23 protein-coding genes are annotated in these 22,259 nt (G+C 70.7%); 9 read left to right on the top strand and 14 right to left on the bottom strand.

Annotated elements, in window-relative coordinates; translation table 11 throughout:
• Positions 1–138 precede the first annotated feature (138 nt).
• On the top strand, positions 139–1,353 hold the full coding sequence (locus tag ACIO3S_RS05455) for a helix-turn-helix domain-containing protein (RefSeq protein WP_350716706.1): 1,215 nt from the start codon (positions 139–141) through the stop codon (positions 1,351–1,353).
• A gap of 72 nt (positions 1,354–1,425) precedes the next feature.
• On the opposite strand, the gene ACIO3S_RS05450 is transcribed toward ACIO3S_RS05455, so the two are convergent.
• The 10 genes from ACIO3S_RS05450 to ACIO3S_RS05405 form a co-directional block, all read right to left on the bottom strand.
• Positions 1,426–2,508: an acyl-CoA dehydrogenase family protein gene (locus ACIO3S_RS05450; protein WP_400460340.1), complete on the bottom strand. Its 1,083-nt coding sequence runs from the start codon at positions 2,506–2,508 to the stop codon at positions 1,426–1,428.
• On the bottom strand, positions 2,505–3,692 hold the full coding sequence (locus ACIO3S_RS05445; RefSeq protein WP_400460338.1) for an acyl-CoA dehydrogenase family protein: 1,188 nt from the start codon (positions 3,690–3,692) through the stop codon (positions 2,505–2,507). The genes ACIO3S_RS05450 and ACIO3S_RS05445 overlap by 4 nt, the downstream gene beginning before the upstream one ends.
• Positions 3,689–4,921 carry an acyl-CoA dehydrogenase family protein gene (locus tag ACIO3S_RS05440; RefSeq protein ID WP_160025315.1) on the bottom strand — a complete coding sequence of 411 codons (1,233 nt, stop codon included), beginning with the start codon at positions 4,919–4,921 and terminating at the stop codon, positions 3,689–3,691. Before ACIO3S_RS05440 ends, ACIO3S_RS05445 begins: the two co-directional genes overlap by 4 nt.
• Positions 4,922–4,924: 3 nt before the next feature.
• On the bottom strand, positions 4,925–5,959 hold the full coding sequence (locus ACIO3S_RS05435; RefSeq protein WP_400460335.1) for a phosphotransferase family protein: 1,035 nt from the start codon (positions 5,957–5,959) through the stop codon (positions 4,925–4,927).
• The gene (locus tag ACIO3S_RS05430) at positions 5,956–6,591 is read right to left on the bottom strand and encodes an HAD family hydrolase (protein WP_400460333.1); all 636 of its coding nucleotides are present in this window, start codon (positions 6,589–6,591) and stop codon (positions 5,956–5,958) included. Before ACIO3S_RS05430 ends, ACIO3S_RS05435 begins: the two co-directional genes overlap by 4 nt.
• Positions 6,588–7,571, bottom strand: a complete 984-nt coding sequence (locus tag ACIO3S_RS05425; RefSeq protein ID WP_400460331.1) for an NADPH:quinone oxidoreductase family protein — start codon at positions 7,569–7,571, stop codon at positions 6,588–6,590. The genes ACIO3S_RS05430 and ACIO3S_RS05425 overlap by 4 nt, the downstream gene beginning before the upstream one ends.
• Positions 7,568–8,344, bottom strand: coding sequence for an SDR family oxidoreductase (locus ACIO3S_RS05420; RefSeq protein WP_350844612.1), 777 nt, complete (start codon positions 8,342–8,344; stop codon positions 7,568–7,570). Before ACIO3S_RS05420 ends, ACIO3S_RS05425 begins: the two co-directional genes overlap by 4 nt.
• The gene (locus tag ACIO3S_RS05415) at positions 8,344–9,099 is read right to left on the bottom strand and encodes an SDR family oxidoreductase (RefSeq protein WP_160029184.1); all 756 of its coding nucleotides are present in this window, start codon (positions 9,097–9,099) and stop codon (positions 8,344–8,346) included. Before ACIO3S_RS05415 ends, ACIO3S_RS05420 begins: the two co-directional genes overlap by 1 nt.
• Positions 9,100–9,417: 318 nt before the next feature.
• Positions 9,418–10,524, bottom strand: a complete 1,107-nt coding sequence (locus ACIO3S_RS05410) for a GuaB3 family IMP dehydrogenase-related protein (protein WP_091051839.1) — start codon at positions 10,522–10,524, stop codon at positions 9,418–9,420.
• 69 nt (positions 10,525–10,593) lie between these two features.
• Positions 10,594–11,415 (bottom strand): class I SAM-dependent methyltransferase, encoded by an 822-nt coding sequence (locus ACIO3S_RS05405; RefSeq protein ID WP_400460328.1) that lies wholly within the window; start codon positions 11,413–11,415, stop codon positions 10,594–10,596.
• 161 nt (positions 11,416–11,576) lie between these two features.
• Here ACIO3S_RS05405 and ACIO3S_RS05400 point away from each other — a divergent pair, with 161 nt between their 5' ends.
• On the top strand, positions 11,577–12,281 hold the full coding sequence (locus tag ACIO3S_RS05400) for a winged helix-turn-helix transcriptional regulator (RefSeq protein WP_400460326.1): 705 nt from the start codon (positions 11,577–11,579) through the stop codon (positions 12,279–12,281).
• Here the strand turns inward: ACIO3S_RS05400 and ACIO3S_RS05395 are convergent.
• Positions 12,266–12,727, bottom strand: coding sequence for a DUF3224 domain-containing protein (locus tag ACIO3S_RS05395; protein ID WP_400460324.1), 462 nt, complete (start codon positions 12,725–12,727; stop codon positions 12,266–12,268). The genes ACIO3S_RS05400 and ACIO3S_RS05395 overlap by 16 nt on opposite strands.
• A 63-nt stretch (positions 12,728–12,790) precedes the next feature.
• Here ACIO3S_RS05395 and ACIO3S_RS05390 point away from each other — a divergent pair, with 63 nt between their 5' ends.
• Positions 12,791–13,588 carry a DUF6597 domain-containing transcriptional factor gene (locus ACIO3S_RS05390; protein ID WP_400460322.1) on the top strand — a complete coding sequence of 266 codons (798 nt, stop codon included), beginning with the start codon at positions 12,791–12,793 and terminating at the stop codon, positions 13,586–13,588.
• Here ACIO3S_RS05390 and ACIO3S_RS05385 read toward each other — a convergent pair.
• Positions 13,566–14,063: a GNAT family N-acetyltransferase gene (locus ACIO3S_RS05385; protein ID WP_400460320.1), complete on the bottom strand. Its 498-nt coding sequence runs from the start codon at positions 14,061–14,063 to the stop codon at positions 13,566–13,568. The two genes, ACIO3S_RS05390 and ACIO3S_RS05385, sit on opposite strands and share 23 nt — an antisense overlap.
• The gene (locus ACIO3S_RS05380; protein WP_400460318.1) at positions 14,053–14,493 is read right to left on the bottom strand and encodes a rhodanese-like domain-containing protein; all 441 of its coding nucleotides are present in this window, start codon (positions 14,491–14,493) and stop codon (positions 14,053–14,055) included. Before ACIO3S_RS05380 ends, ACIO3S_RS05385 begins: the two co-directional genes overlap by 11 nt.
• Positions 14,494–14,585: 92 nt before the next feature.
• On the opposite strand from ACIO3S_RS05380, the gene ACIO3S_RS05375 reads away from it, so the two are divergent.
• The gene (locus ACIO3S_RS05375; RefSeq protein ID WP_350716679.1) at positions 14,586–15,047 is read left to right on the top strand and encodes an Lrp/AsnC family transcriptional regulator; all 462 of its coding nucleotides are present in this window, start codon (positions 14,586–14,588) and stop codon (positions 15,045–15,047) included.
• Here ACIO3S_RS05375 and ACIO3S_RS05370 read toward each other — a convergent pair.
• Positions 15,002–15,880, bottom strand: a complete 879-nt coding sequence (locus ACIO3S_RS05370) for a helix-turn-helix transcriptional regulator (protein ID WP_400460316.1) — start codon at positions 15,878–15,880, stop codon at positions 15,002–15,004. The genes ACIO3S_RS05375 and ACIO3S_RS05370 overlap by 46 nt on opposite strands.
• A 118-nt stretch (positions 15,881–15,998) precedes the next feature.
• Here ACIO3S_RS05370 and ACIO3S_RS05365 point away from each other — a divergent pair, with 118 nt between their 5' ends.
• The 5 genes from ACIO3S_RS05365 to ACIO3S_RS05345 are packed head-to-tail and all read left to right on the top strand — an operon-like array spanning position 15,999 to position 22,244.
• Positions 15,999–17,420, top strand: coding sequence for an MFS transporter (locus ACIO3S_RS05365; RefSeq protein WP_400460314.1), 1,422 nt, complete (start codon positions 15,999–16,001; stop codon positions 17,418–17,420).
• Between the two features lie 27 nt (positions 17,421–17,447).
• On the top strand, positions 17,448–18,674 hold the full coding sequence (locus ACIO3S_RS05360; protein ID WP_400460312.1) for an LLM class flavin-dependent oxidoreductase: 1,227 nt from the start codon (positions 17,448–17,450) through the stop codon (positions 18,672–18,674).
• Complete coding sequence (locus ACIO3S_RS05355) at positions 18,671–20,038, top strand: NtaA/DmoA family FMN-dependent monooxygenase (RefSeq protein ID WP_400460310.1); 1,368 nt, start codon at positions 18,671–18,673, stop codon at positions 20,036–20,038. Before ACIO3S_RS05360 ends, ACIO3S_RS05355 begins: the two co-directional genes overlap by 4 nt.
• Entirely contained in the window at positions 20,035–21,120 is a 1,086-nt protein-coding gene (locus ACIO3S_RS05350) for an LLM class flavin-dependent oxidoreductase (RefSeq protein ID WP_400460308.1), read from the top strand. The genes ACIO3S_RS05355 and ACIO3S_RS05350 overlap by 4 nt, the downstream gene beginning before the upstream one ends.
• Positions 21,117–22,244 (top strand): LLM class flavin-dependent oxidoreductase, encoded by a 1,128-nt coding sequence (locus ACIO3S_RS05345; protein ID WP_400460306.1) that lies wholly within the window; start codon positions 21,117–21,119, stop codon positions 22,242–22,244. The genes ACIO3S_RS05350 and ACIO3S_RS05345 overlap by 4 nt, the downstream gene beginning before the upstream one ends.
• The last annotated feature ends 15 nt before the right edge of the window (positions 22,245–22,259 follow it).

The following is a 22,259-nucleotide window of genomic DNA, read 5'->3' as shown; positions in this document are numbered from 1 at the left end:
ACCCGTTGTGACGGCTATCACTTTGGACTCTCCGCACAACTGGGGATATGGGCAGTGAGCACAAAATCTTTCGGGCGCTCCGACCGAGATTCCCTGGTTTACTGGCGGATGCGGCAGTGGGCATGGGACGCTCCGCACATGGGTGTGACGAGTGACACAGCTCCCGACGCGGAACTCCGCCCGCTGGTCGAGCGTGCCTGGGCCTCGCTGGTGAGCCAGGCGGACGCGATCGCCGACGACATCACGCTGACCCTGATCGCGATCCAGCCGGAGTGGCACCAGAACGCCGAGCCGTCGGTGCGGGCCGACCTGCGCTCGAGCACGCGGGAGCACGTACGCCGCGGCATCCGGGCCATGGCCGGAATGACCCCGGGAGCCAATCCCGTCGACCTGTGGCGCGAGACCGGCCGGCGGCGGGCGCGGCAGGGCGTACCTCTGGAGTACTGCCTCAACGCCTACACCGTCGGCACCCGGATGCTGTGGGAGGCGATGGTCCACCAGCAGGAGGAGCTCGGGATCGACGACCGGGTGATGGTGCTCGCCGGACGCCAGGTGTGGACCGACCTGGACGTGCAGAACTCGGTCATGTCGGGGGCCTACCGGAAGGAGGCGGCGCTGCTGCAGCGCCGCGACCTGCAGCTCCAGGGCCGGCTCCTCGACGGGCTCGCCGAGGGTCGCGGCGGCGACCCCGCGTTCGCCGCCGAGGTGCAGGACATCCTCGGGGTCGCCGCCGACGCGCGGATGGCCTGCGTGGTCGCGGCCTTCGACGGCAACCGCGACTCACCGCTGCGCAACCCCGACGACCGGCTGGAGAAGGCCGGTCTGGTGTCGTTCTGGCACGTACGCGGCGACCACCACTTCGGGCTGGTCCCGTTGGGGTCGCGCCCGGTCGCGGAGGCCGTCGCCGATCTGGTCGACCAGCTCGCCTGCTGCAACTCGGGCCGGGTCGGGATCGCCACCGCCGACGACCTCAGCGGCTTCGGCACCGCCTTCCAGCTCGCCACCCACACGGTGGAGACGGTGCCCCGAGGACGTACGGACATCGCGGTCGTCGACGACCGTCTGCCGCAGGTGCTGCTGACCGCCTCACCCGCCGTCTCCCACCTGCTCGTACGCCGCACCCTCGGCCCGATCCTGGCGCAGCCGACCCACCAGTCCGACGTACTGCTGGCGACGCTCCGAGCCCTCATCGCGCACGGCGGCTCCCCCACCCACGCCGCCGAGGACCTGATCTGCCACCGCAACACGGTCATCTACCGCATCAAGCAGATCCAGGACCTGACCGCGAAGAGCATCTCCGACCCGCGCGACCGACTCCTGTTCGCTCTCGCCCTGATGGCGCTGGAGAAGTAGCCGAGGCGTCACTCGCGCCGGCCGAGATGGCACCGTGGTGCCACCTCGGCCGACCGGCGTGACGCCTCGGCGTCAGATGTCGACGAGGGCCCCCAAACGGTCGCGATGGAGGCCGGGAAGGCCGTACGCGATCTGGTCGGCCTTGGCCCGCTTGAGGTAGAGGTGGGCGGGGTGCTCCCACGTCATGCCGATGCCGCCGTGCAGCTGCACCGCCTCCTCGGCCGCGGTGACGGCCAGGTCACCGCAGTACGCGGCGGCGACGTGGGTCGCGATCTCGGTCTCCTTCGCGTCTCCGAGAGTCAGCGCCCCGGCGGCGTAGCGCGCAGCCGCGCCGGCGCCCTCGACGTTGGTGTAGAGGTCGGCGAGCCGGTGCTTGAGCGCCTGGTAGCCACCGACGATCCGGCCGAACTGCCGCCGGACCTTGAGGTACTCCACCGTCGTGGTCAGGCACCACTGCGCCACGCCGACCTGCTCGGAGGCCATCAGCGCGGCCCCGGCCAGCAGACCGGAGCGTACGCCCTCGGCACCGTGCTCAGCGGCCACGACCACCTCGCCGGAGGCCGGATCGAGGGTGACATCGGCGAGCTGGCGGGTCATGTCGAGCGAGCTCACCGGGGCGATCGTCGCCCGGTCCGCAGGGACGGCTCGGATCTCGATGCCGTCGGGAGTCGTCACGGGCACCAGGAGCGTGTCCGCCTCCAGGGCGCCGGCGACCGACCGGATCTCGGTCTCGACGGGCTCCAAGGGCTGGACGGTCGTGGTCGCGAGCGACACGGCCAGGGCTGCGGTGCGGTCCCCCGAAGCCAGTGCGGCCAGCAGCTCCGAACCGGCCTCGGTGGGCCCGGCCAGCAGGACCGAGGTGGCGACGACGGAGCTGGTCAGGAACGGCACCGGCGCAACCGCCCGGCCCAGCTCCTCCAGGACCACGGCGGCCTCGCGGGCGGACGCCCCGGCACCACCGTAGGACTCCGGGATCAGCAGCCCCGCGAGCCCGAGCTCGCTGGCGAGCCCCTTCCACAGGACCGGGGTGAGCGAGCTGTCACCGTCGTACGCCTTGACCACGTCGGCCGGCGCGCAGTGCTCTGCCAGGAACGACCTGACCGTGGCCCGCAGGTCGGCATCGAGCTCGTTGTCGAGCAGTTCGACATCGCTCATCGCGGGATCTCCTTCCAGGAAACGTCCTTGTCGACCCGGTGCTCCCCGGGGAGACCGAGGACTCGCTCGGCCACGATGTTGCGCAGGATCTCCGAGGTGCCGCCCTCGATGGAGTTGCCCTTGGCGCGCAGGTAGCGATAGACGGCGTCGCGACCGCCGAAGTCGACGTGCTCGGGCCGGACCATCGCCCAGCCGTCGCCGTCCTCGTAGCGGAGCCCTTCCTCGCCGCGCAGCTCCAGATCGAGCCCGGTGAGCTGCTGGTTGATCTTGGCGAAGGTCAGCTTCATCGCCGACCCCTCGGGGCCGGGCTGGCCGACGGCCAGCTTCTGCCGCAGCCGGGCTCCGGTCAGCCGGGCCACCTCCGACTCGACCCACAGCCTCAAGAGCCGGTCGCGCAGCTCCGGGGTGTGGTTCTCCGGATGCGTACGCCACGACTCGGCGACCACGCCGAGCATCCCGCCCTCGCGGGGCATCGCGGCGCCGCCGATGGCGACCCGCTCGTTGTTGAGGGTGGCGTTGGCGACCTCCCATCCCTGCCCGACCGCACCGAGACGGTGGGCGTCGGGGATCCTCACATCGGTCAGGAAGACCTCGTTGAACTCAGCCTCGCCGGTGATCTGGCGCAGCGGCCGCACCTCGACGCCCGGATCGTGCATATCGCACAAGAAGTAGGTCAGACCGCGATGCTTCGGGACGTCCGGATCCGTGCGGGCGACGAGGATCGCGAAGTCGGCGTTGTGGGCGCCCGAGGTCCACACCTTCTGCCCGTTGACGACCCACTCGTCACCGTCGAGGACGGCCCGGGTGGCCAAGCCGGCGAGGTCGGAGCCGGCGCCGGGCTCGGAGAAGAGCTGGCACCAGATCTCCTCGCCGCACCACAGCGGCTCCAGGAAGCGAGACTTCTGCTCCGGGGTGCCGTAGGCCAGGATCGTCGGCGCGGCCATGCCGAGCCCGATCCCGTTGCGTCGCGGGTTGTTGTCGGGGGCGCCGGCCGCCTCGAAGAGGTCGGAGACCAGCGGCTGCAGGGCGCGCGACGCGCCGAGACCACCGTGGCCCTCGGGGAACGCGACCCACGCCAGCCCCGCCTGGTATCGGGCGTGCAGGAAGGCGCTCGGCTCGGTCGTCGCGACCGGGTGCTCAGCGAGGAACGCCTTGACCCGGCCCTGCAGCTCCTCGGGAGTCACTGCCGTCCCTCCCGCCGCGCGGCCTGCTTGCGCAGCTCGGCCTTGGCCAGGGCGTTCTTGTGCACCTCGTCGGGGCCGTCGGCGAACCGCAGCGTACGGATGCCGGCGTAGGACTTGGCCAGCGGGAAGTCCTGGGAGAGACCACCGGCGCCGTGGGCCTGGATCGCCTTGTCGAGGATCCACTGGACGGTCGCCGGAGTGGCGATCTTGATCGCCTGGATCTCGGTGTGGGCGCCCTTGTTGCCGACCGTGTCCATCAGCCAGGCGGTCTTGAGGACGAGGAGCCGCAGCTGCTCGATCCGCACCCGCGACTCGGCGATCCAGTCACGGATCACGCCCTGCTCGGAGAGCGGCTTGCCGAAGGCGACCCGCTCCTCGACCCGGGCACACATCAGCTCGATCGCCCGCTCGGCCAGGCCGATGGAACGCATGCAGTGGTGGATGCGGCCGGGGCCCAGGCGCGCCTGCGCGATCGCGAACCCCATGCCCTCGGTGCCGATGAGATTGCCCGCCGGGACACGTACGTCGGAGAAGATCAGCTCCGCGTGACCGCCGTGGTCGTGGTCGTCGTAGCCGAAGACCTCCATGCCGCGCTTGATCGTGAGGCCCGGGGTGTCGCGGGGCACCAGGATCATCGACTGCTGCTTGTGGCGCTCGGCGGACGGGTCGGTCTTGCCCATCACGATGAAGATCTTGGCGTTGGGGTTCATCGCGCCGGTGATCCACCACTTGCGGCCGTTGATGACGTACTCGTCGCCGTCGGGCACGATCGAGGTCTCGATGTTGGTCGCGTCGGAGGAGGCGACGCCCGGCTCGGTCATCGCGAAGGCGCTGCGGATCTGCCCGTCCAGGAGCGGCTCCAGCCACTCCTTCTGCTGCGCCTCGTTGCCGAAGTCGTGCAGTACCTCCATGTTGCCGGTGTCCGGCGCGGCGCAGTTGAACGCGGCCGGCGCGAGGTGACTGCGGCCGGTGATCTCGGCCAGCGGGGCGTACTGCAGGTTGGTCAGACCCGCCCCGCCCTCACCGGGCAGGAAGAGGTTCCACAGGCCGCGCTTGCGGGCCTCGGCGCGGATCTCGCCGAGGATCGGCACGCTGTCCCAGGCCCACTTGTCGTCCTGGGCCGCGAGCTGCTCCTCGAAGACGGCCTCGTTGGGCTCGACGTACGTCTTCTGGAAGTCCCATACCGAGGCGACGAGCTCCTCGGTCCTGGCGTCGGGTGCGAAATCCATGCGTCACTTCTCCTTCATTGCAGACAGTCCCATGTCCAGGAGCGGGTGGATCCCGTCCCCGATCTTGTCGAAGCCGGGCCCCACGGTCTGGCCCTTGAGGTAGCGGTAGTGGATCCCCTCGAGGATCGCGGCGAGCTTGTAGGCGGCGAGCCCGCGGTAGAAGCCGAACTCGCTCAGGTCACGTGGGCTGGCCGCGTCGTAGCGGGCGATGATCTCGTCCTCGGAGAGCCAGCCGGGAGCGTTGCTGACGTCGGTCACGGTGCCGTCACCGGAGACCGAGGCCATCCGCTGGTAGGTGAGCAGGATCGCCAGGTCGGTGACCGGGTCGCCGAGCGTGGCCATCTCCCAGTCGACAACGGCCTTGATCTGGTCGGCCTCGTCGGTGAGCACGTTGTCGAGGCGGTAGTCGCCGTGCACGATCCCCGGCCCGGTCGAGGCGGCCTCGGCAGCACCCACCTGCGCCTCCAGCAGCGCGTGGAGCTCGTCGGCTGCGGGGAGATCGCGGGAGTACGACGCCTCGAGCTGCTTCTTCCAGCGCCGGACCTGCCGGCTCAGGAAGCCCTCGGGGCGGCCGAACTCGCTCAGCCCGACCTCGGCCGGGTCGACCGCGTGCAGCGCGGCCATCACGTCGATGAGCTGCTCCGAGATCGCCTTCGTGCGGTCCGCACCGAGCGGCTCGAGCTCGCGGGCGTAGCGGTAAGGCCGGCCGTCGACCTTCTCCATCACGTAGAACGGCGCCCCGAGCACGTCCTCGTCGTCGCAGAACGCGAAGGTGTGCGGCACCGGTACGTCCGTGTCGCGCAGCGCGGTGATCACCGTGAACTCACGCTTCATGTCGTGCGCGGTGGCGAGCACGTGCCCGAGCGGTGGACGGCGGACGATCCACTCGTGGGTGCCGTCGGAGACGGCGTACGTCAGGTTGGACTTGCCTCCGGAGATGTGGGTGGCGCTCAGCTCGTGGCCGGCGCCTGTCACGTTCTTGGCCAGCCAGGGGCCGAGCCGGTCCAGGTCGAGTCCGGGCAGCGATTCGGTCGTCACGCGGCACCTCCGAGGGTGGGAATCATGCGGGCGAGCGCCGCGCGGGTGCTCGCCGGGTCTGTGTGCAGCAGGGCGTCGAGGCCGACCGCCCGGGCGCCGAGGACGTTGGGCTCTGCGTCGTCGATGAAGAGGCACTCCTCGGCCGGGAGACCGAGCCTGCTCAGGGTGCGATCGAAGATCGGCGCCTCCGGCTTCCGCATGGCGACCTCCTCGGAGATCACCACCACCTCGAACAGCGCGTCGACCTGCTTGCGCGGGTAGAAGTTGCCCCAGCTGTTGGAGAGCAGGGCCAGCCGGATGCCGGCGTCGCGGAGCTCCTCGGCCAGCGCGAACATCTCCGGGTTGGGCCGCATCCCGGCGAAGAGCCGGGACAGGACGCCGTCGGGATCGACCGGGTTGCCGTCGTACGTCTCCAGGCGAGCGGCCAGGAGCTTGTCGAACTCCTTGACCGAGAGCTCGCCGAGCTCGAGGCGGTGGATCGGGGTGCCGGCGTCGGCGTAGCGGCCCAGCCACTCCTTGAGCACCTTCGTGAAGCTCTCCGGCTTGATGCCGTCAGCCTCCAGCCAGGCCCGGATCGAGTCGCCGATGGGCGTGGTCAGCACCCCGCCGTAGTCGAAGATGACCGCCTTCATGCGACGTACACGACCCGTCCGACGGTGGTGCCGTCGGCAAGGCGCTGTACGCCGTCGGCCACCTCGTCCAGGGACAGCTCCTCGCTGACCAGCGGCTTGATCGACCCCTCGGCGGCCATCCGGGTGAGCTCGCGGTGGCACTCGGCGACCAGGTCGGGCGCGAGCGCGTTGTAGAGGCCCCAGTGGAGTCCGACGATCGAGTAGTTCTTGATCAGCGAGTGGTTGAGCGCGGCCTCCTGGATGCGGCCGCCGGCGAAGCCGATGATCAGGATCCGGCCCTCGAAGGCGATGCACTTGGTGGAGCGGTCGTAGGTGTCGCCGCCGACCGGGTCGTAGATCACGTCGGCGCCCTTGCCGCCGGTGACCTCCTTGACGACCTTGACGAAGTCCTCGGTGTGGCGGTCGATCACGACATCCGCACCGAGCTGCTTGGCGACCGCGGCCTTCTCCGGCCCGCCGACGACACCGATCACGGTCGCTCCGGCGGCCTTGCCGAGCTGGATCGCGGCGCTGCCGACCCCGCCCGCGGCAGCGTGCACGAGCAGCGTCTCGCCGGGCTGGATGTGGGCGCGGCGGTGGAGCGCGAACCAGCCGGTCTGGTAGCCGATGTAGAGGCTCGACGCCTCGGCGTCGGTGAGCGCCTCCGGAGCCGGGAACGTGGTCGCGGCGTCCATCAGCGCGAGCTCGCCGAAACCGCCGTACGGCAGCGACCCGCCGCCGATGACGCGGTCCCCGACCTGGAAACCGTCGACGCCCTCGCCGAGCGCGACGACGTCACCGCACAGCTCGACGCCGGCGGTGAACGGCAGCTCGGGCTTGACCTGGTAGAGGCCGCGGCACATGAGTACGTCGGGGAAGTTGGCCGGGCTGGCCAGCACCTTCACGACGAGCTGTCCGGCGCCGGGGGTCGGGTCGGGCACCTCCTCGAGCCGCATCACGTCCTGGGGCTCGCCGAGCGAGCCGATCCGCCACGCCTTCATACCTGTCCTTCCACGTGCTGCCAGAGTCGATTCATTCCGCCGAGCCACTTGTCGGTCTGCGTCGCCCGCGCGGCGTAGTAGTCGCCCACCTCCGGGTGCGGCAGCACCAGGAAGCGGTCATCGGTCGTCGCCTCCCAGGCCGCATCGGCGACCTGCTCGGGCGTCAGCGCTCCGTCGCGGCTGAGCAGGCCGGCCATCGGTCCCGACCGCTCGAGCATCCCGGTCTGCACGCCCTGCGGGCAGATCGCCTGCACGACGATCCCGTGGTGGCGGTAGGTCGCCGAGAGCCACTCCGCGAAGGCGACCGCGGCGTGCTTGGTGACCGAGTAGGTCGGCGTACCGACCATCATCAGCAGCCCCGCCGCACTCGCCGTCACCACGTAGCGACCACTCTTCCGCTCGACCCAGTCGGGGACGAGGAGACGCGCCGCCCGGACGTGGGCCATCACGTTGACCTCGTGCGACGCCTGCCAGTCCTCCTCGGGACAGTCCAGGCCGATGCCGCGGTCGATGCCGGCATTTCCGTACCACGCGTCGATCTGGCCGAGGTGGTCCTTCGCCGCCTCGACGAGGCGGGCCACGCCCTCGACCGAGGCCGCGTCGCCGGCCACCGGATGGGCGCCGATCTCCTTCGCCGTCTCGGTCAGGCGTACGTCGTCGATGTCGTTGACCACGACGCGCACGCCCTCGGCGACGAGGCGGGCGGCGAGGGCACGGCCGATCCCGCCCGCGGCTCCGGTGACGACGGCGGTGCTGCCTGGGGCCGGGGCCATCAGACGCGTCCGCCGGCGAGGGTGAGGCCGCCGTCTACGGTGACGAGCTGGCCGGTCATCCAGCCTGCGTCCTCGGAGAGGAGGAACGAGGCGACACCGGCGATGTCCTCGGGGGTGCCGAGGCGCTTGAGCGGGTACGCCGCCGAGACCTCCTGCTCGCGGCCCTCGTAGAGGAGCTCGGCGAACTTGGTCTTCACCACGGCCGGGAGGATCGCGTTGACCCGCACCTTCGGGCCGAGCTCGACCGAGAGCTCCTGGGTGATGTAGCTGAGCATCGCCTTGCTCGCGCCGTACGTCGCGATCAGCGGGGTCGGGGCCAGGCCGGCCACCGATGAGATGTTGACGATCGCGCCGCCGTGCTCGGACATCCACGCCCGCCAGACCTGCTGGGTCCAGCCGATCGGCGAGAGGCAGTTGACCTCGACGGTCTTGCGGGCCGACTCGCGGTCCATGTCGATCAGGCCGCCGGCCTTCGGATTGATGCCGGCGTTGTTGACCAGCAGGTCGGCGCTGCCGAAGGTGTCGATCGCAGCCTTGACGACCTCCTCCTGGTGCTCGGGGTCGTCGGCCTTGCCGGCGATGCCGAGGGCGACCTCTTTGCCTCCGAGACCCTCGACCGCCTCCGCGAGCGCCTCGGGCTTGCGCGCCGTGATGACGACCTTCGCCCCCTCGTCCACCAGCCGCTGGGCGATGCCCAGACCGATGCCCCGGCTGGCCCCGGTGATGATCGCCGTACGTCCCTCGAACCTCGACATGCTCATTCCCTCGTGTGCTCGGCTAATCTAAGCGCTTGCTTAGGTGGTGACAGCGGTCACTCTACGGGGTAGCCCAAGAACATGGAAGGTCGGCGTCCAACCAATGCCGAGAAGTCAGCCGCGTCGGCCGAGACGTCGCTCCGGTCGGCCGAAGCGCCACCTCCTGACGTCTCGGCCGACGTACGCGACGCCTCGACCTGCGGGAGTGACGCCTCGGTAGCACCGATCGAAAACGCAGTTGTGGGCGACGAAACCAGAGTTTCGTCGCCCACAACTACAGATTCGGCCCGCCAGAAGTGCGGATTCGGCCGAGGGGCGTCAGCCGACGACGACCTCGATCCGCTGGAACTCCTTGAGGTCGGTGTAGCCGGTGGTGGCCATGGCGCGCTTGAGGGCGCCGACGAGGTTCATGGTGCCGTTGGCGACGTGCGAAGGACCGAAGAGGACCTCCTCGAAGGTGCCGACGGGCTCGAAGGCGACGCGCTCGCCGCGGGGCAGGTCGGCGTGGTGGGCCTCGTTGCCCCAGTGGAATCCCTTGCCGGGCGCATCCGTCGCCCGCGCGAACGGGCTACCGACCATGACCGCGTCGGCACCGCAGGCGATCGCCTTGGCGATGTCGCCGGAGCGGCCGACGGCGCCGTCGGCGATGACGTGTACGTAGCGGCCGCCGGACTCGTCCAGGTAGTCGCGGCGCGCGGCGGCGACGTCGGCCACCGCGGAGGCCATCGGCACGGCCACGCCGAGCACGGTGCGGGTCGTGTGCGCCGCACCGCCGCCGAAGCCGACCAGGACGCCGGCAGCACCGGTGCGCATCAGGTGGAGCGCGGCCTGGTAGGTCGCGCACCCGCCCACGATCACCGGCACGTCGAGCTCGTAGATGAACTCCTTGAGGTTGAGCGGCTCGGCCTGCGAGGAGACGTGCTCGGCCGAGACCGTGGTGCCGCGGATGACGAAGAGGTCGACGCCGGCGTCGACGACGGCCTTGGCGAACTCCTTCGTACGCTGCGGGGACAGCGCCCCGGCCACGGTGACACCCGAGGCGCGCACCTCGCGCAGCCGCTCGGTGATCAGCTCGGCCCGGATCGGGGCCTCGTAGATCTCCTGCAGACGCCGGGTCGCGTCGACACCGCTCAGCTCGGCCAGCTCGTCGAGCAGCGGCTGCGGGTCGTCGTAGCGGGTCCACACGCCCTCGAGGTTGAGCACCCCGAGGCCGCCGAGCTTGCCCATCGCGATCGCGGTCGACGGCGACATCACCGAATCCATCGGCGCCGCGATCAGCGGGATGTCGAAGCGGTAGGCGTCGATCTGCCAGTCGGTGCTCACCTCGGTGGTGTCACGGGTGCGCCGGGACGGCACGATCGCCACGTCGTCGAAGGCGTACGCCCGTCGTGCTCGCTTGGCCCGGCCGATCTCGATCTCAGTCACATGACGGATTGTTCCACGGGACCGGATCGAGATCGGAAAGGCCACACGCACCGAGCCAGCACGACCGGACTAGCTACGCACCGCGGTCAGCAGCAGGTACTCCCACTTCATCACCCCGGCCGTGACGTAGCGGTCCCCCAGCTCGGCGAGCGCGGCGTCGAGCTCCGCCGTCCGCTCGGCGTCCTCGGCGATCCCGCGATAGGCGACGATCGTCGGCCCGTAGCAGGCCTTGAAGAAGTCACGGAACTCCGCGCCGGTCTCGAACGAGTCGATCGCGACCATCCGCTTCTCGGCCCGGACGGAGGTCACCTGGTCACCCAGCAGGCCGCGTACGTGGCTCTCGTCGCCCCATCGCGGCGGCGGCTGCGCTCCCTCGGGCGGCGGCGCCATGAACGGCTTCATCGTCGAGAACATCTGGCCGATGAAGCCCTCCGGCGTCCAGCTGACCAGGCCGATCCGGCCACCCGGCCGTACGACCCGGAGCAGCTCGGACGCGGCCTTCTCGTGGAACGGCGCGAACATGATGCCGACGCAGGACATCGCGACATCGAAGGCGGCATCGTCGAACGGCAGCGCCTCGGCATCGGCGGCGCGCCAGGTGATCGAGTCGGCACCTGTCTCGCCGGCTGCCCGAGCCTGGCCGATCTCGAGCAGCTCGGGCGTCAGGTCGCTCGCGGTCACCTCGGCGCCGGCGAGGGCGGCGGGGATGGCGGCGTTCCCGGTGCCGGCGGCGATGTCGAGCACGCGGTCGCCCGGCCCGATCTCGCAGGCCTCGACGATCACCTGGCCGAGCTCTGGGATGAGCTCGTCGGCGACCCGGGCATAGTTTCCGAGGCCCCACATCGCACGGTGGCGGGCCTTCAGGTCTGGCTGGACGGGTGTTGCGGTCATGGCTTCCTCCACGGACGTCGAACCCGAGAGGAGATCTGGAGTCTCCAGCATCGCCCCCGCGCCGCCGCCCGGATAGTTCCTTATCTGTACTTGCCGCCCGCGACCGATAGGGGTCTACTGAACGGACAGGGATCTCGGGCTGCACAAGGGGAGGCGGTCCCATGACGGGATACGGCCAGTTCTGTCCGATGGCGAAAGCCATGGAGGTGCTCGACGAGCGGTGGACGCTGCTCGTCGTTCGCGAGCTTCTGCTCGGCAGCACCCACTTCAACGAGCTGCGCCGGGGTGTGCCCAAGATGTCGCCCGCCCTGCTCTCCAAACGCCTGCGGACCCTGGAGCGGGCGGGCATCATCCAGCGCCGCGGCGAGGGGCAGAGGACCTCCTACCACCTCACCGCCAGCGGCCAGGAGCTCGCCACGGTCGTCACCGCACTCAACGAGTGGGGGGCGCGCTGGGTCGGCTCGCTGGGCCAGGCCGACCTCGATCCGCACCTATTGCTGTGGGACATGCGCCGCACGATCCCGGTCGACGTGTGGCCGGAGCAGCGCACCGTCGTCGAGTTCCGGCTCACCGACGTCGCCCCGAAGGTCGCCCGCTGGTGGCTGATGGTGGCCGCCGACCAGGCCGAGGTCTGCGACTTCGACCCCGGGTTCGAGATCGACGCGCGGCTCACCGCCAGCCTGCGCACGCTCACCGAGATCTGGCGCGGCGACCTCGCCTGGCCGATGGCGCTCCGCGCCGAGATGGTCACCATCGCCGCCGACCAGGAGGTACGCCACGCCCTGCCCTCCTGGCTCGGCCAGTCCTCCGCCGCTCGCGTCCCCCGCCCCCGCGTCGAAGCGGGACGGGTTCAGCTCCAGTCGTAGGAGAGGACGAAGCCGTACGCCTCTCCGCCGCCCTCCTCGGAGAGGACCATGTCGGCCTCGCCGACAAGACCCTCGAGGCCGCCGGTGCCGAGCCCGGGGATGATGGTGAGGTGGGAGCGGACGGTCTTGTCGGCGTACGCACCGCTGATCCGCCACACGCACGAGCCCTCCTGGCCGGCGATGGAGCCGGTGAACTGCTCGTACGCCTCGAAGACCGCGCCGCCGGCGGGGTTGCCGTAGGCGCCGATCATCCGCGCGACGCCCGTGCCCTGGATCTCGCCCGCGTAGGTGTAGTCGGTCTCGGCGGTGGTCAGGCCGCGGTGGGGGATGTAGACGTCGTCGCCAATCGTGGTGCCCTCGCCGTCGATGTCGACGTAGGCCGCCTCGTGCCAGCGCGCGACGGTCATGGTGGTGCTTGCCTTGTTGCTGTAGCTCTTCTCGGTCATGGGTCCAGCCTGCTCCGGACACCAGGGCCGAGGATTGAAGGAACGCGCCATATCGTTGGCGGCATGGCCGACGACACCGAGGGCAGGGGCTATCCCGACGCGATCGTGCGCCCGGTGACGGCGGCCCGGACGATCACCACCGAGCGGTTCGCGGTCTCACCGGCGCTGGCGGGACACGTGGACTACCACTGGTACGTCGGCTGGGAGCTCGAGCACCCGCACGACCAGCAGGTCATCCCGCAGCCGCGGATCCACGTCGCCGCCGAGGACGGCCGGCTGCTGGTGCACGGCATCGGCCGGCGCCCGTTCGTCCGGCATCTCACCGGCCGCGGCCACACGCTCGGCGTCTCGTTCCTGCCCGGCCTCTTCCGTCCGGTGCTCGGCAGCCGGGTCAGCGCGATCGCCGACCAGGTCGTCCCGGCCCAGGACCTCCTCGGCGTCGACGACCGGCCGGCCGCGGAGCGCATCCTCTCCGTCGCCGATCCCGCGGAGATGGCCGCCGCGATGGAGTCCTACCTCCTGGAGGTCGGCCTCCCCACGGACCCGGTCGCCGAGGACGTACGTCGCTGGGCGACCCTGGCCGAGGAGGACCGCTCGATCACCCGGGCCGAGCAGCTCGCCGACCGCGCCGGCGTGAGCCTGCGGTCGCTGCAGCGCCTGTTCAGCGAGTACGTCGGGATCGGCCCGAAGTGGGTCGTGCAGCGGTTCCGCGTGCTGGAGGTCGCCGCCCGCGCCCACTCCGGTGAGGTCGACTGGGCCGCGGTCGCCGCGGAGCTGGACTTCAGCGACCAGGCCCACCTGGTGCGTACGTTCCGCGACGTCGTCGGCGCTCCTCCGGCTACGTACGCGAAGGATCTGTGAGCGGCAGCGTGAACCGCGCCTTGGCGTCGTCGCGCGCGCCGGTGCGTCGGTAGAAGCGGATCGCGCCCTCGTTCCACTCCGGCGTCTGCCACTGCAGCTCGCCGGCGCCGGCCGCTCGCGCCTCGGCCTCCACCGCCCCCATCAGCAGGCGGCCGGCCCCTCGACCCCGAGTGGCCTCCCGCAGGTAGAGGCAGTCGAGATGGGCGTACTCGGCCGCCTGCCAGGTCGAGGCCTCCAGGCTCCAGCTCGCGTAGCCGACCAGCGCGTCGTTCTGGACGGCAACGAGCACACGCACCCGCGGCCGAGGGACGAACACCCACGCCGCCAACGCGGTCTCCAGGTCCGGTCGCGGCTCGCTGGCTCGCTCGTAGCGGGCGTGCTCCCGGATCAGCTCGACCAGCTCGGGCAGGTCGTCGACCCCGACGGGACGGATCGAGACGCTGCGGGTCAGGCGGATCCTGGGGTCAGCAAGCACAGGAGATCGCGTCCAACGGCACGGTCAGCGGGTCCTTGGCACGCAGGACAGGGCCGCGTTCGTCCTCGACCGGATAGCCTTCGCGGGCCCAGTACTCGAAGCCGCCGATCATCTCCTTGACCTGGTAGCCGAGCTTGGCGAACTCGAGCGCGGCTCGAGTCGCGCCGTTGCAGCCCGGACCCCAGCAGTACGTCACGACCGGCAGGTCCACGGGAATCTCCGCGGGAGCCCGGGTGGCGATCTCGGCGGTCGGCATGTGGACGGCGCCGACGACGCGGCCCTGGGTCCAGGCGGCCTCACCACGGGAGTCGACCAGCACGAACCGGACGCTCGCTGACTGGTCGGCGTACACGTCGGAGGCGTCGGTCTCGAAGGCGAGCTTGCTCGCGAAATGGGCGACGGCATCGGCGGAGGCGGCGGGGAATTTCATGCCTGAACCGTACTGACGCCAGAACGCGATCTGAAGGTTCGTTCCCCGGCATCCAGAGCGGATGGCCTTCGATTTCATGGCATTCTTGCGCGGTGCCCGTGAATATCCCGTTCGAGCCCGACAAGGTCGACACCGCCATCCTGAAGTCGCTGCAGACCAACGGTCGGCAGAGCATCGCCGACCTGGCCCGACACATCAACATGAGCCACAGCGCCGCCGCCGAGCGGGTGCGTCGACTCGAGGAGTCCGGTGTCATCGCCGGCTACGGGGCACAGGTCGATCCCGAGAGGCTCGGCTTCACCATCCTGGCCTACCTTCGCCTGCGCTACCCCAGCAGCAACTACGACCCGCTCCACAAGCTGCTCGCCGACCAGCCCGAGGTCATCGAGGCCCATCACGTCACCGGCGACGACTGCTTCATCATGAAGGTCGTGGCCACCAGCATGAAGCACCTGGAGCAGGTCAGCGGCAGGATCGGCACCCTGGGCAGCGTCACCACCAGCGTCGTCTACTCGTCCCCGTTGCCGCCGCGGCCGCTGCTGCCGCCGAGCTGACCGACCGAAGACGTCGCAGCCAGCGTGGCCAGCGCGTCCGCTGACGGCGAGCCGGGCTCGGCTCGGTAGAGCACGATGCGCTGGCTGGTCTCGGGCAGCACCATCGCCTCGTACGCCAGGTCCATCCGCCCCGCCACCGGATGCCGCAGCCGCTTGATCCCGTAGCCGCAGTCCATCACCGGATGCTCGGCCCACAGCTCGGCGAACAGGTCGCTGCGCTGGACGAGCTCGCCGACCAGGCAGCTGAGGATGTGGTCGTCGGGGTGCAGGCCCGATGAGTAGCGCAGGAAGCCGACCATCTGCAGGCCGGTGCCCTCGGGGTCGACGAAGAGCTCCGGCCCGTCCGGCTCGAGGAAGAACCGGCGAATGAGGTTGGGGCGGTGGGGACGGCCGGCATAAGGCGCGTCGAAGTCCAGCCCGTGGCCGTAGAGGCGGTGACCGAGATCGTTCCAGGCGAGCACGTAGTTGGCGTGGTCGACGATGAGCGCCGGACCGGGGTAGTCCATCACCATCGCCACCGCGGACGGGCGCGGCTCCACGTCGCGGCCGCCCGAGACCGTCTCGACGGGCCGCGCCAGCCGACGCAGGTGGTCGTGCTCCTCGGCGCTCAGCCGCAGCGCCCGGGCGAGCGAGTCGATCACCGCGTCGGAGGCGTTGTGGTGGGCTGCCTGCTCGAGCCGGGTGTAGTACGTCGGCGAGACGCCGGCCAGCATCGCCAGCTCCTCACGCCTGAGCCCGGGTACCCGGCGGGCGCCATAGGACACCAGCCCGGCGTCCTGGGGACTGATCGCCGCCCGGCGGCTGCGCAGGAACTCTCCGAGCTCGGTCGTCATGGTTCCTATAGTGCGGCCGCGCGGCGTTTTCTTCCTGACCCTGTCAGTGCCAGGCAGGCGGGTGGGTGGCAGGACAGGTGTCTGGCTGGCGTACGTCATCTGCCAGAGCGTTGATGTCATGACCCTCACCACCCAGGCCGAGCCCGTACGCCCGGCCGCCATGACCCGCGGACAGCTGCTGGTGCTCCTGCTGCTGCTCGCCTCCCAGTTCACCCTCACCGTCGACTTCTCGATCCTCAACGTGGCGCTGCCGACCGTCGGTGCCAGCCTCGGTTTCGCCCAGGCAGACGTGCAGTGGATCGCAACCGCGTTCGCGCTGTGCGCGGCCGGGTTCACGCTGCTCTTCGGCCGGATCGGCGACTACGTCGGCCGGCGGCGGGTCTTCCTGATCGGCATGGTCGCGCTGGGTGCGGCCTCCCTGCTCGGCGGGGTCGCCACCTCGCCCGAACTGCTCCTCACGGCCCGGGTCGCCCAGGGTCTCGCGACCGCCGCAGTCACCCCCGCGGCGCTCTCCCTGCTCACCGTCTCCTTCCCGGAGGGTCCGCTGCGCCAGCGTGCTCTGGGGCTGAACAGCGTGGTGATGTCGACCGGGTTCACCGCCGGGGCGGTGCTGGGTGGCGTACTCACCGATCTGCTGTCGTGGCGCTGGGCCTTCCTGGTCAACGTGCCGATCGCGTTGCTGGTGGTCGCCGTCGCGCCGTTCGTGCTGCGTGACTCCGCCGACCGGGAGCGGTCGCGGCTCGACCTCCCGGGCGCTGTGCTGGTGACGTCCGGGCTGCTCGCGCTGGTCTACGGCGCGACCCGGCTGGGCGAGGCGGGCATCGCCGACATGTGGGGGATGGCGGCGATCGGCGTCGCGGTGGCGCTGCTGGTCGCGTTCTGGCGGGCCGAGTCCACGCACCCGCACCCGCTGGTGCCGCTGCACATCCTCACCCGCCGCACCATCGGCTTCGGCAACATCGCCGGCTTCGCGACCTTCGCCTTCGAGTCGTCGCTGGTCTTCGTGCTGACTATGTATCTGCAGCACGTCCTCGGCCTGAACGCTCTGCAGACCGGGCTGATGCTCGTCGCGATGGGGGCTGGGGCGATCATCGGCGGATCCGTCGGTTCGCGGGTCATCGAGGCGTTCGGCGTACGCAACACCGTGGCCGGCGGACTCGCGATCCAGGCGGTCACCACCGGCGCGCTCGTCCTGATCGGGCCCTCGGCCGGCTGGCTGTGGTTCATCGGTCTGATGAACTTCATCGGCGCCATCGGGCACGTCGCCGCGATCGTCGGGTTCATGGTCGCGGCGACCTCCGGACTTCCCGACCACGAGCAGGGCCTGGCCACCGGGCTGGCGATGATGACCCAGCAGGTCGCGATCGCGCTCGGCATCCCCATCATGTCCACCGTCGCCACCGCCGCCGGCGGCGTCGCCTCGCTCGGAGCACTCCAGGTGGCGATCGCGGTCAACGCGGTCCTGGTCCTGGCCGCGGCGCTGCTCGTGGCCGTCGGACTGCCCCGGGCGCGGTCCATCCTCCGAAACTCTCCACACTAAGTTGATGAAGTCAGTAGACTTTTACTCATGAGTGCGCCCCCATCTCGTCTTCGACTCGCCGTGGCTCTCGACGGCGCCGGGTGGCACCCGGCCGCCTGGCGGGAGCCGAACGCCCGGCCCGGTGATCTACTGAAGTCCGGCTACTGGGCCGGTCTCGTCCAGGAGGCCGAGGCCGGCCTGCTGGACTTCGTCACGATCGAGGACTCGCTCTCGATCCAGACCGACTCACCGTTCGGCACCGAGGACGACGAGCGCACCGACCGGGTGCGCGGACGGCTCGACGCGGTGCTGATCGCCTCCCGGATAGCCCCGCTGACCAGCCACATCGGCATCGTGCCGACGGCCGTCGTCACCCACACCGAGCCGTTCCATCTCAGCAAGGCGATCGCGACGCTGGACTACGTCAGCCGCGGCCGGGCCGGCGTACGTGTGCAGGTGGCGCCGCGGCCACGGGATGCGGCGCTGTTCGGCCGGCGCGAGTTCCCAGAGATCTCCTACGCCGCCCTCGGCTCCCCCGAAGGGCAGGAGCTGATCCGGGACGCCTTCGCCGAGGCGGCCGACCATGTCGAGGTGCTGCGGCGTCTGTGGGACTCCTGGGAAGACGATGCGGAGATCCGCGACGTCGCGACCGGGCGGTTCATCGACCGGGACAAGATCCACTACATCGACTTCGAGGGCCGCTACTTCGACGTGAAGGGGCCCTCGATCACCCCGCGACCGCCGCAGGGTCAGCCGGTCGTGGCCGCCCTCGCCCACCGCGACCGGCCGTTCGAGCTGGTCGGCACCTCGGCCGACGTGGGGTTCGTGACGCCTCGGACAGCGGCCGACATCGCCTCGATCACCGCCGAGATCCGGGCCGCGCAGGACGCCGCCGGACGCGGTGGCGACACGGTGCACGTCTTCGGCGATGTCGTCGTCCTTCTCGACGAGACCGAGCAGGCTGCCCGCGAGCGGCTGGCTCTCCTCGATGAGGCGGCCGGGGCTGCGTACGCCTCGGACGCACTGGTCTTCGCCGGCACCCCGGAGGGGCTCGCCGACCTGCTCGCGACCTGGCACGCCGCCGGGCTCTCCGGGTTCCGGCTGCGGCCGGCGGTGCTCCCCGACGACCTGGAGCAGATCACCCGCCGGCTCGTGCCCGAGCTGCAGAGGCGCGGGCTCTTCCACGATGCGTACGACGGAGCCACCCTGCGCGGCGCGCTCGGCCTGCCGCGTCCCATCAGCCGCTACGCCACCACCGAGGGGACGCCCGCATGAGCACGCCGCACCGGAACGACAGGCCGAAGAAGCAGATCCACCTCGCCGCCCACTTCCCCGGCGTCAACAACACGACCGTGTGGAGCGACCCGGCGTCGGGCAGCCACATCGAGTTCGACTCGTTCGTGGAGTTCGCGCAGATCGCCGAGCGCGGACTGTTCGACTTCATGTTCCTCGCCGAAGGGCTGCGGCTGCGCGAGCAGGCCGGGAGGATCTACGACCTCGACGTGGTCGGTCGGCCGGACACGTTCACGATCCTGGCCGCGCTCGCGGCGGTCACCGACCATCTCGGACTGACCGGCACGATCAACTCGACCTTCAACGAGCCCTACGAGGTGGCCCGCCAGTTCGCCTCCCTGGACCACCTCTCCGACGGGCGCGCTGCCTGGAACGTGGTCACCTCCTGGGACGCGTTCACCGGCGAGAACTTCCGGCGCGGCGGCTACCTGCCGCAGAGCGAGCGCTACGAGCGCGCCAAGACGTTCCTCGACGCCGCGACCCGACTGTGGGACACCTGGACGGGCGACGAGATCCTCGCCGACAAGACCTCCGGAGAGTTCCTGTCGACACCGGCGCCGGGCGCCTTCGAGCACCACGACTCGCAGTTCGACATCAGCGGCCGGTTCAACGTCCCGCGCAGCCCGCAGGGCCGCCCGGTGATCTTCCAGGCGGGCGACTCCGAGGAGGGTCGCGAGTTCGCCGCCCAGAAGGCCGACGCGATCTTCTCGCGGCACAGCCACCTGGACGACGGTCAGCGGTTCTACGTCGACGTGAAGGGACGCCTGGAGAAGTACGGGCGCCGCCACGAGGACCTGCTGATCCTGCCCGCCGCCACCTTCGTGCTCGCCGACACCGACGCCGAGGCCGTCGAGCTGGCCCGGGAGATCAGGTTGCAGCAGGTCTCCCCCGCGACCGCGATCAAGCTGCTCGAGCAGCTGTGGAACCGCGACCTCTCCGACCACGACCCCGACGGCCCGCTGCCCACCGTCGACCCGCTCGAGTCCGACGAGCTGATCGCGCAGGGGCGTGCCAGCGCCCGCAGCCACGGCGACCGGCTGGAGCAGGCCGAGCGCTGGCGGACGATCTCGCAGGCGAAGGGGCTGAGCACCCGCGAGACGATCGTCGAGGTCACCGGCCGGCAGAGCTTCATCGGCTCGGCGGAGACCATCGCGTCCACCATCGACGACTACGTGCAGGCGGATGCCGCCGACGGCTACATCCTGGTCCCCCACATCACCCCCGGCGGCCTGGCGCCCTTCGTCGACCACGTCGTGCCGCTGCTCCAGGAGCGCGGCGTCTTCCGCACCGCCTACGAAGGGACCACGCTCCGCGAGAACCTCGGCCTGCGGGAGCCGACCAGATGAGGTTCCTGGCGATCACGCTCATCGTCCACCGGCCCGATCCGGTGACGGGGCAGCAGAAGGCGACGTACGACCGGTTCCAGGAGGTCGTCACCAACGCCGTCCTCGCCGAGGAGCTGGGCTTCGACGGGTTCGGGGTCGGCGAGCGGCACGAGCGGCCGTTCATCTCCTCCTCCCCAACCGTCGTGCTGTCCCACCTCGCCGCACGCACCGAGCGGATCCGGCTCTTCACCGCGGTGACGACGCTGGCCCTGCTCGACCCGGTGCGCGCCTATGAGGACTACGCCACCCTCGACCACCTCTCCGGCGGTCGGCTCGAGCTGATCATCGGCAAGGGCAACGGCTCCGCGCAGCGTGACCTGTTCCGGGTGACGCCGGAGGACCAGTGGGACCGGAACGCGGAGTCGTACGAGATCTTCCGCAAGCTGTGGCGTCAGGATCGGGTGACCGCCTCGCCTCGCTTCCGCCCCGAGCTGGTCGATGCGGAGGTCTGGCCGCGGCCGCTGCAGCAGCCGGTGCGGGTCTGGCACGGGAGCGCCACCTCGAAGGAATCCGTCGACCTCGCCGCGCGCTACGGCGACCCGCTGTTCTCGGCCAACGTCACCCACCCGATCGAGCCCTACGGCGAGCTGGTCGACCACTACCGCGAGCGCTGGCTCGCCTACGGACACGACCCTGCCGACATCGCGATCGGCGCCGGAACGGCAGGGCTGTTCGTGGCGCCGACCAGCCAGGAGGCGTACGCCGCCTATCGGCCCGTCTTCGAGGGCCAGCTCGCCTTCCAGGCCGACCTCGGGCTGGAGCCGGTCTTCCCAACCCTGGAGGACTTCGTCGAGCGATCCTCGGCGCTGATCGGGTCGCCGCAGCAGGTGATCGAGAAGATCCACCGCTACCACGAGCGCTTCGGGCACCAGGTCGTCCACGTCCAGGCGGACGCCAGCGGCCTGTCCGAGCAGCAGCACCGCGACAGCCTGGAGCTCTTCGCCACCGAGGTCGCCGCCCCACTGCGGACCGCCCTCCCCGACCCGCCCTGGGGCTGGGGCTCCCCGGCCGAGGACACCCCCACGATCGGAGCACACCGATGAGCCGCATCCCCCTGTCAGTCCTCGATCTCGTGCCGGTGTCCTCCGGAGCCTCCGGCCCTGATGCCGTACGCAACGCCATCGCGCTCGCGCGGGCGGCCGAGTCCTTCGGCTACCACCGCTACTGGGTCGCCGAGCACCACCTCAACCCCGGCGTCGCCGGCACCTCACCGGCCGTGGTCCTGGCCCTGCTGGGCGCGGCGACCTCGCGCATCCGGCTGGGCTCCGGCGCGGTGCTGATGGGGCACCGGACGGCGCTGTCGACGATCGAGGAGTTCGGGCTGCTCGACGCCGCCTTCCCCGGCCGGATCGACCTCGGCCTGGGTCGCTCCGGCGGCCGGCCCGGGGCCTCCGGCCCGGCGGTCATCCCGGTGGAGCTGGTCGACGGACGTACCCCGGAGGGCCTGCTCGTCCCGCCGAAGTTCGATCCGAGCGGGCTGCTCGGGTCGCCGCGGTTCCAGCTCCAGAAGGAGCTCCTGCAGCTGCCCGGGGCGGCTTCCGCCGACTACGGGGAGCAGATCGACACGATCCTCGCCTTCATCGACGGCACCTACCGGGATGCCGCCGGCACCCCGGCGAGAGTAGTCCCCGGCGAGGGCGCCGAGCTCGAGCTGTGGGTGCTGGGGAGCAGCGGCGGCGAGAGCGCCGAGGTGGCCGGCAAGCGCGGCCTCCGGTTCGCGACGAACTACCACGTCAACCCCTCCGGGGTCCTCGAGGCGGCGCACTCCTACCGCACCGCCTTCGCACCCTCCGACACCCTGACCGCGCCCCACGTCGCGGTCTCCGCCGACGCGGTGGTCGCCGAGACCGAGCAGGAGGCACGCGAGCTCGCCGCCGGCTACGGCCTCTGGGTCCGCTCCATCCGCACCGGCGAGGGAGCCATCCCGTTCCCGACCCCCGACGAGGCTCGCGCCTGGGAGTGGACCGAGGAGGACCGGGCCCTGGTCCAGGACCGCCTCGACACCCAGTTCGTCGGCACCGCTGCCCAGGTCGCCGATCAGCTGGAGATCCTCCAGCACGCCGTCGAGGCGGACGAGCTGGTCATCACGACCATCACCCACGATCACGCCGACCGCGTCCGCTCCTACGAGCTCATCGCCGAGGAGTGGGCCCGCCGCGGCCACTGAGACCGCGGCGGGCCG

This window comes from Nocardioides sp. NPDC087217 (assembly GCF_044744805.1).
Classification (GTDB): Bacteria; Actinomycetota; Actinomycetes; order Propionibacteriales; family Nocardioidaceae; genus Nocardioides.
Note: the sequence above shows the minus strand (reverse complement) of the source record. Positions and strands in the feature narration are given on the sequence as shown.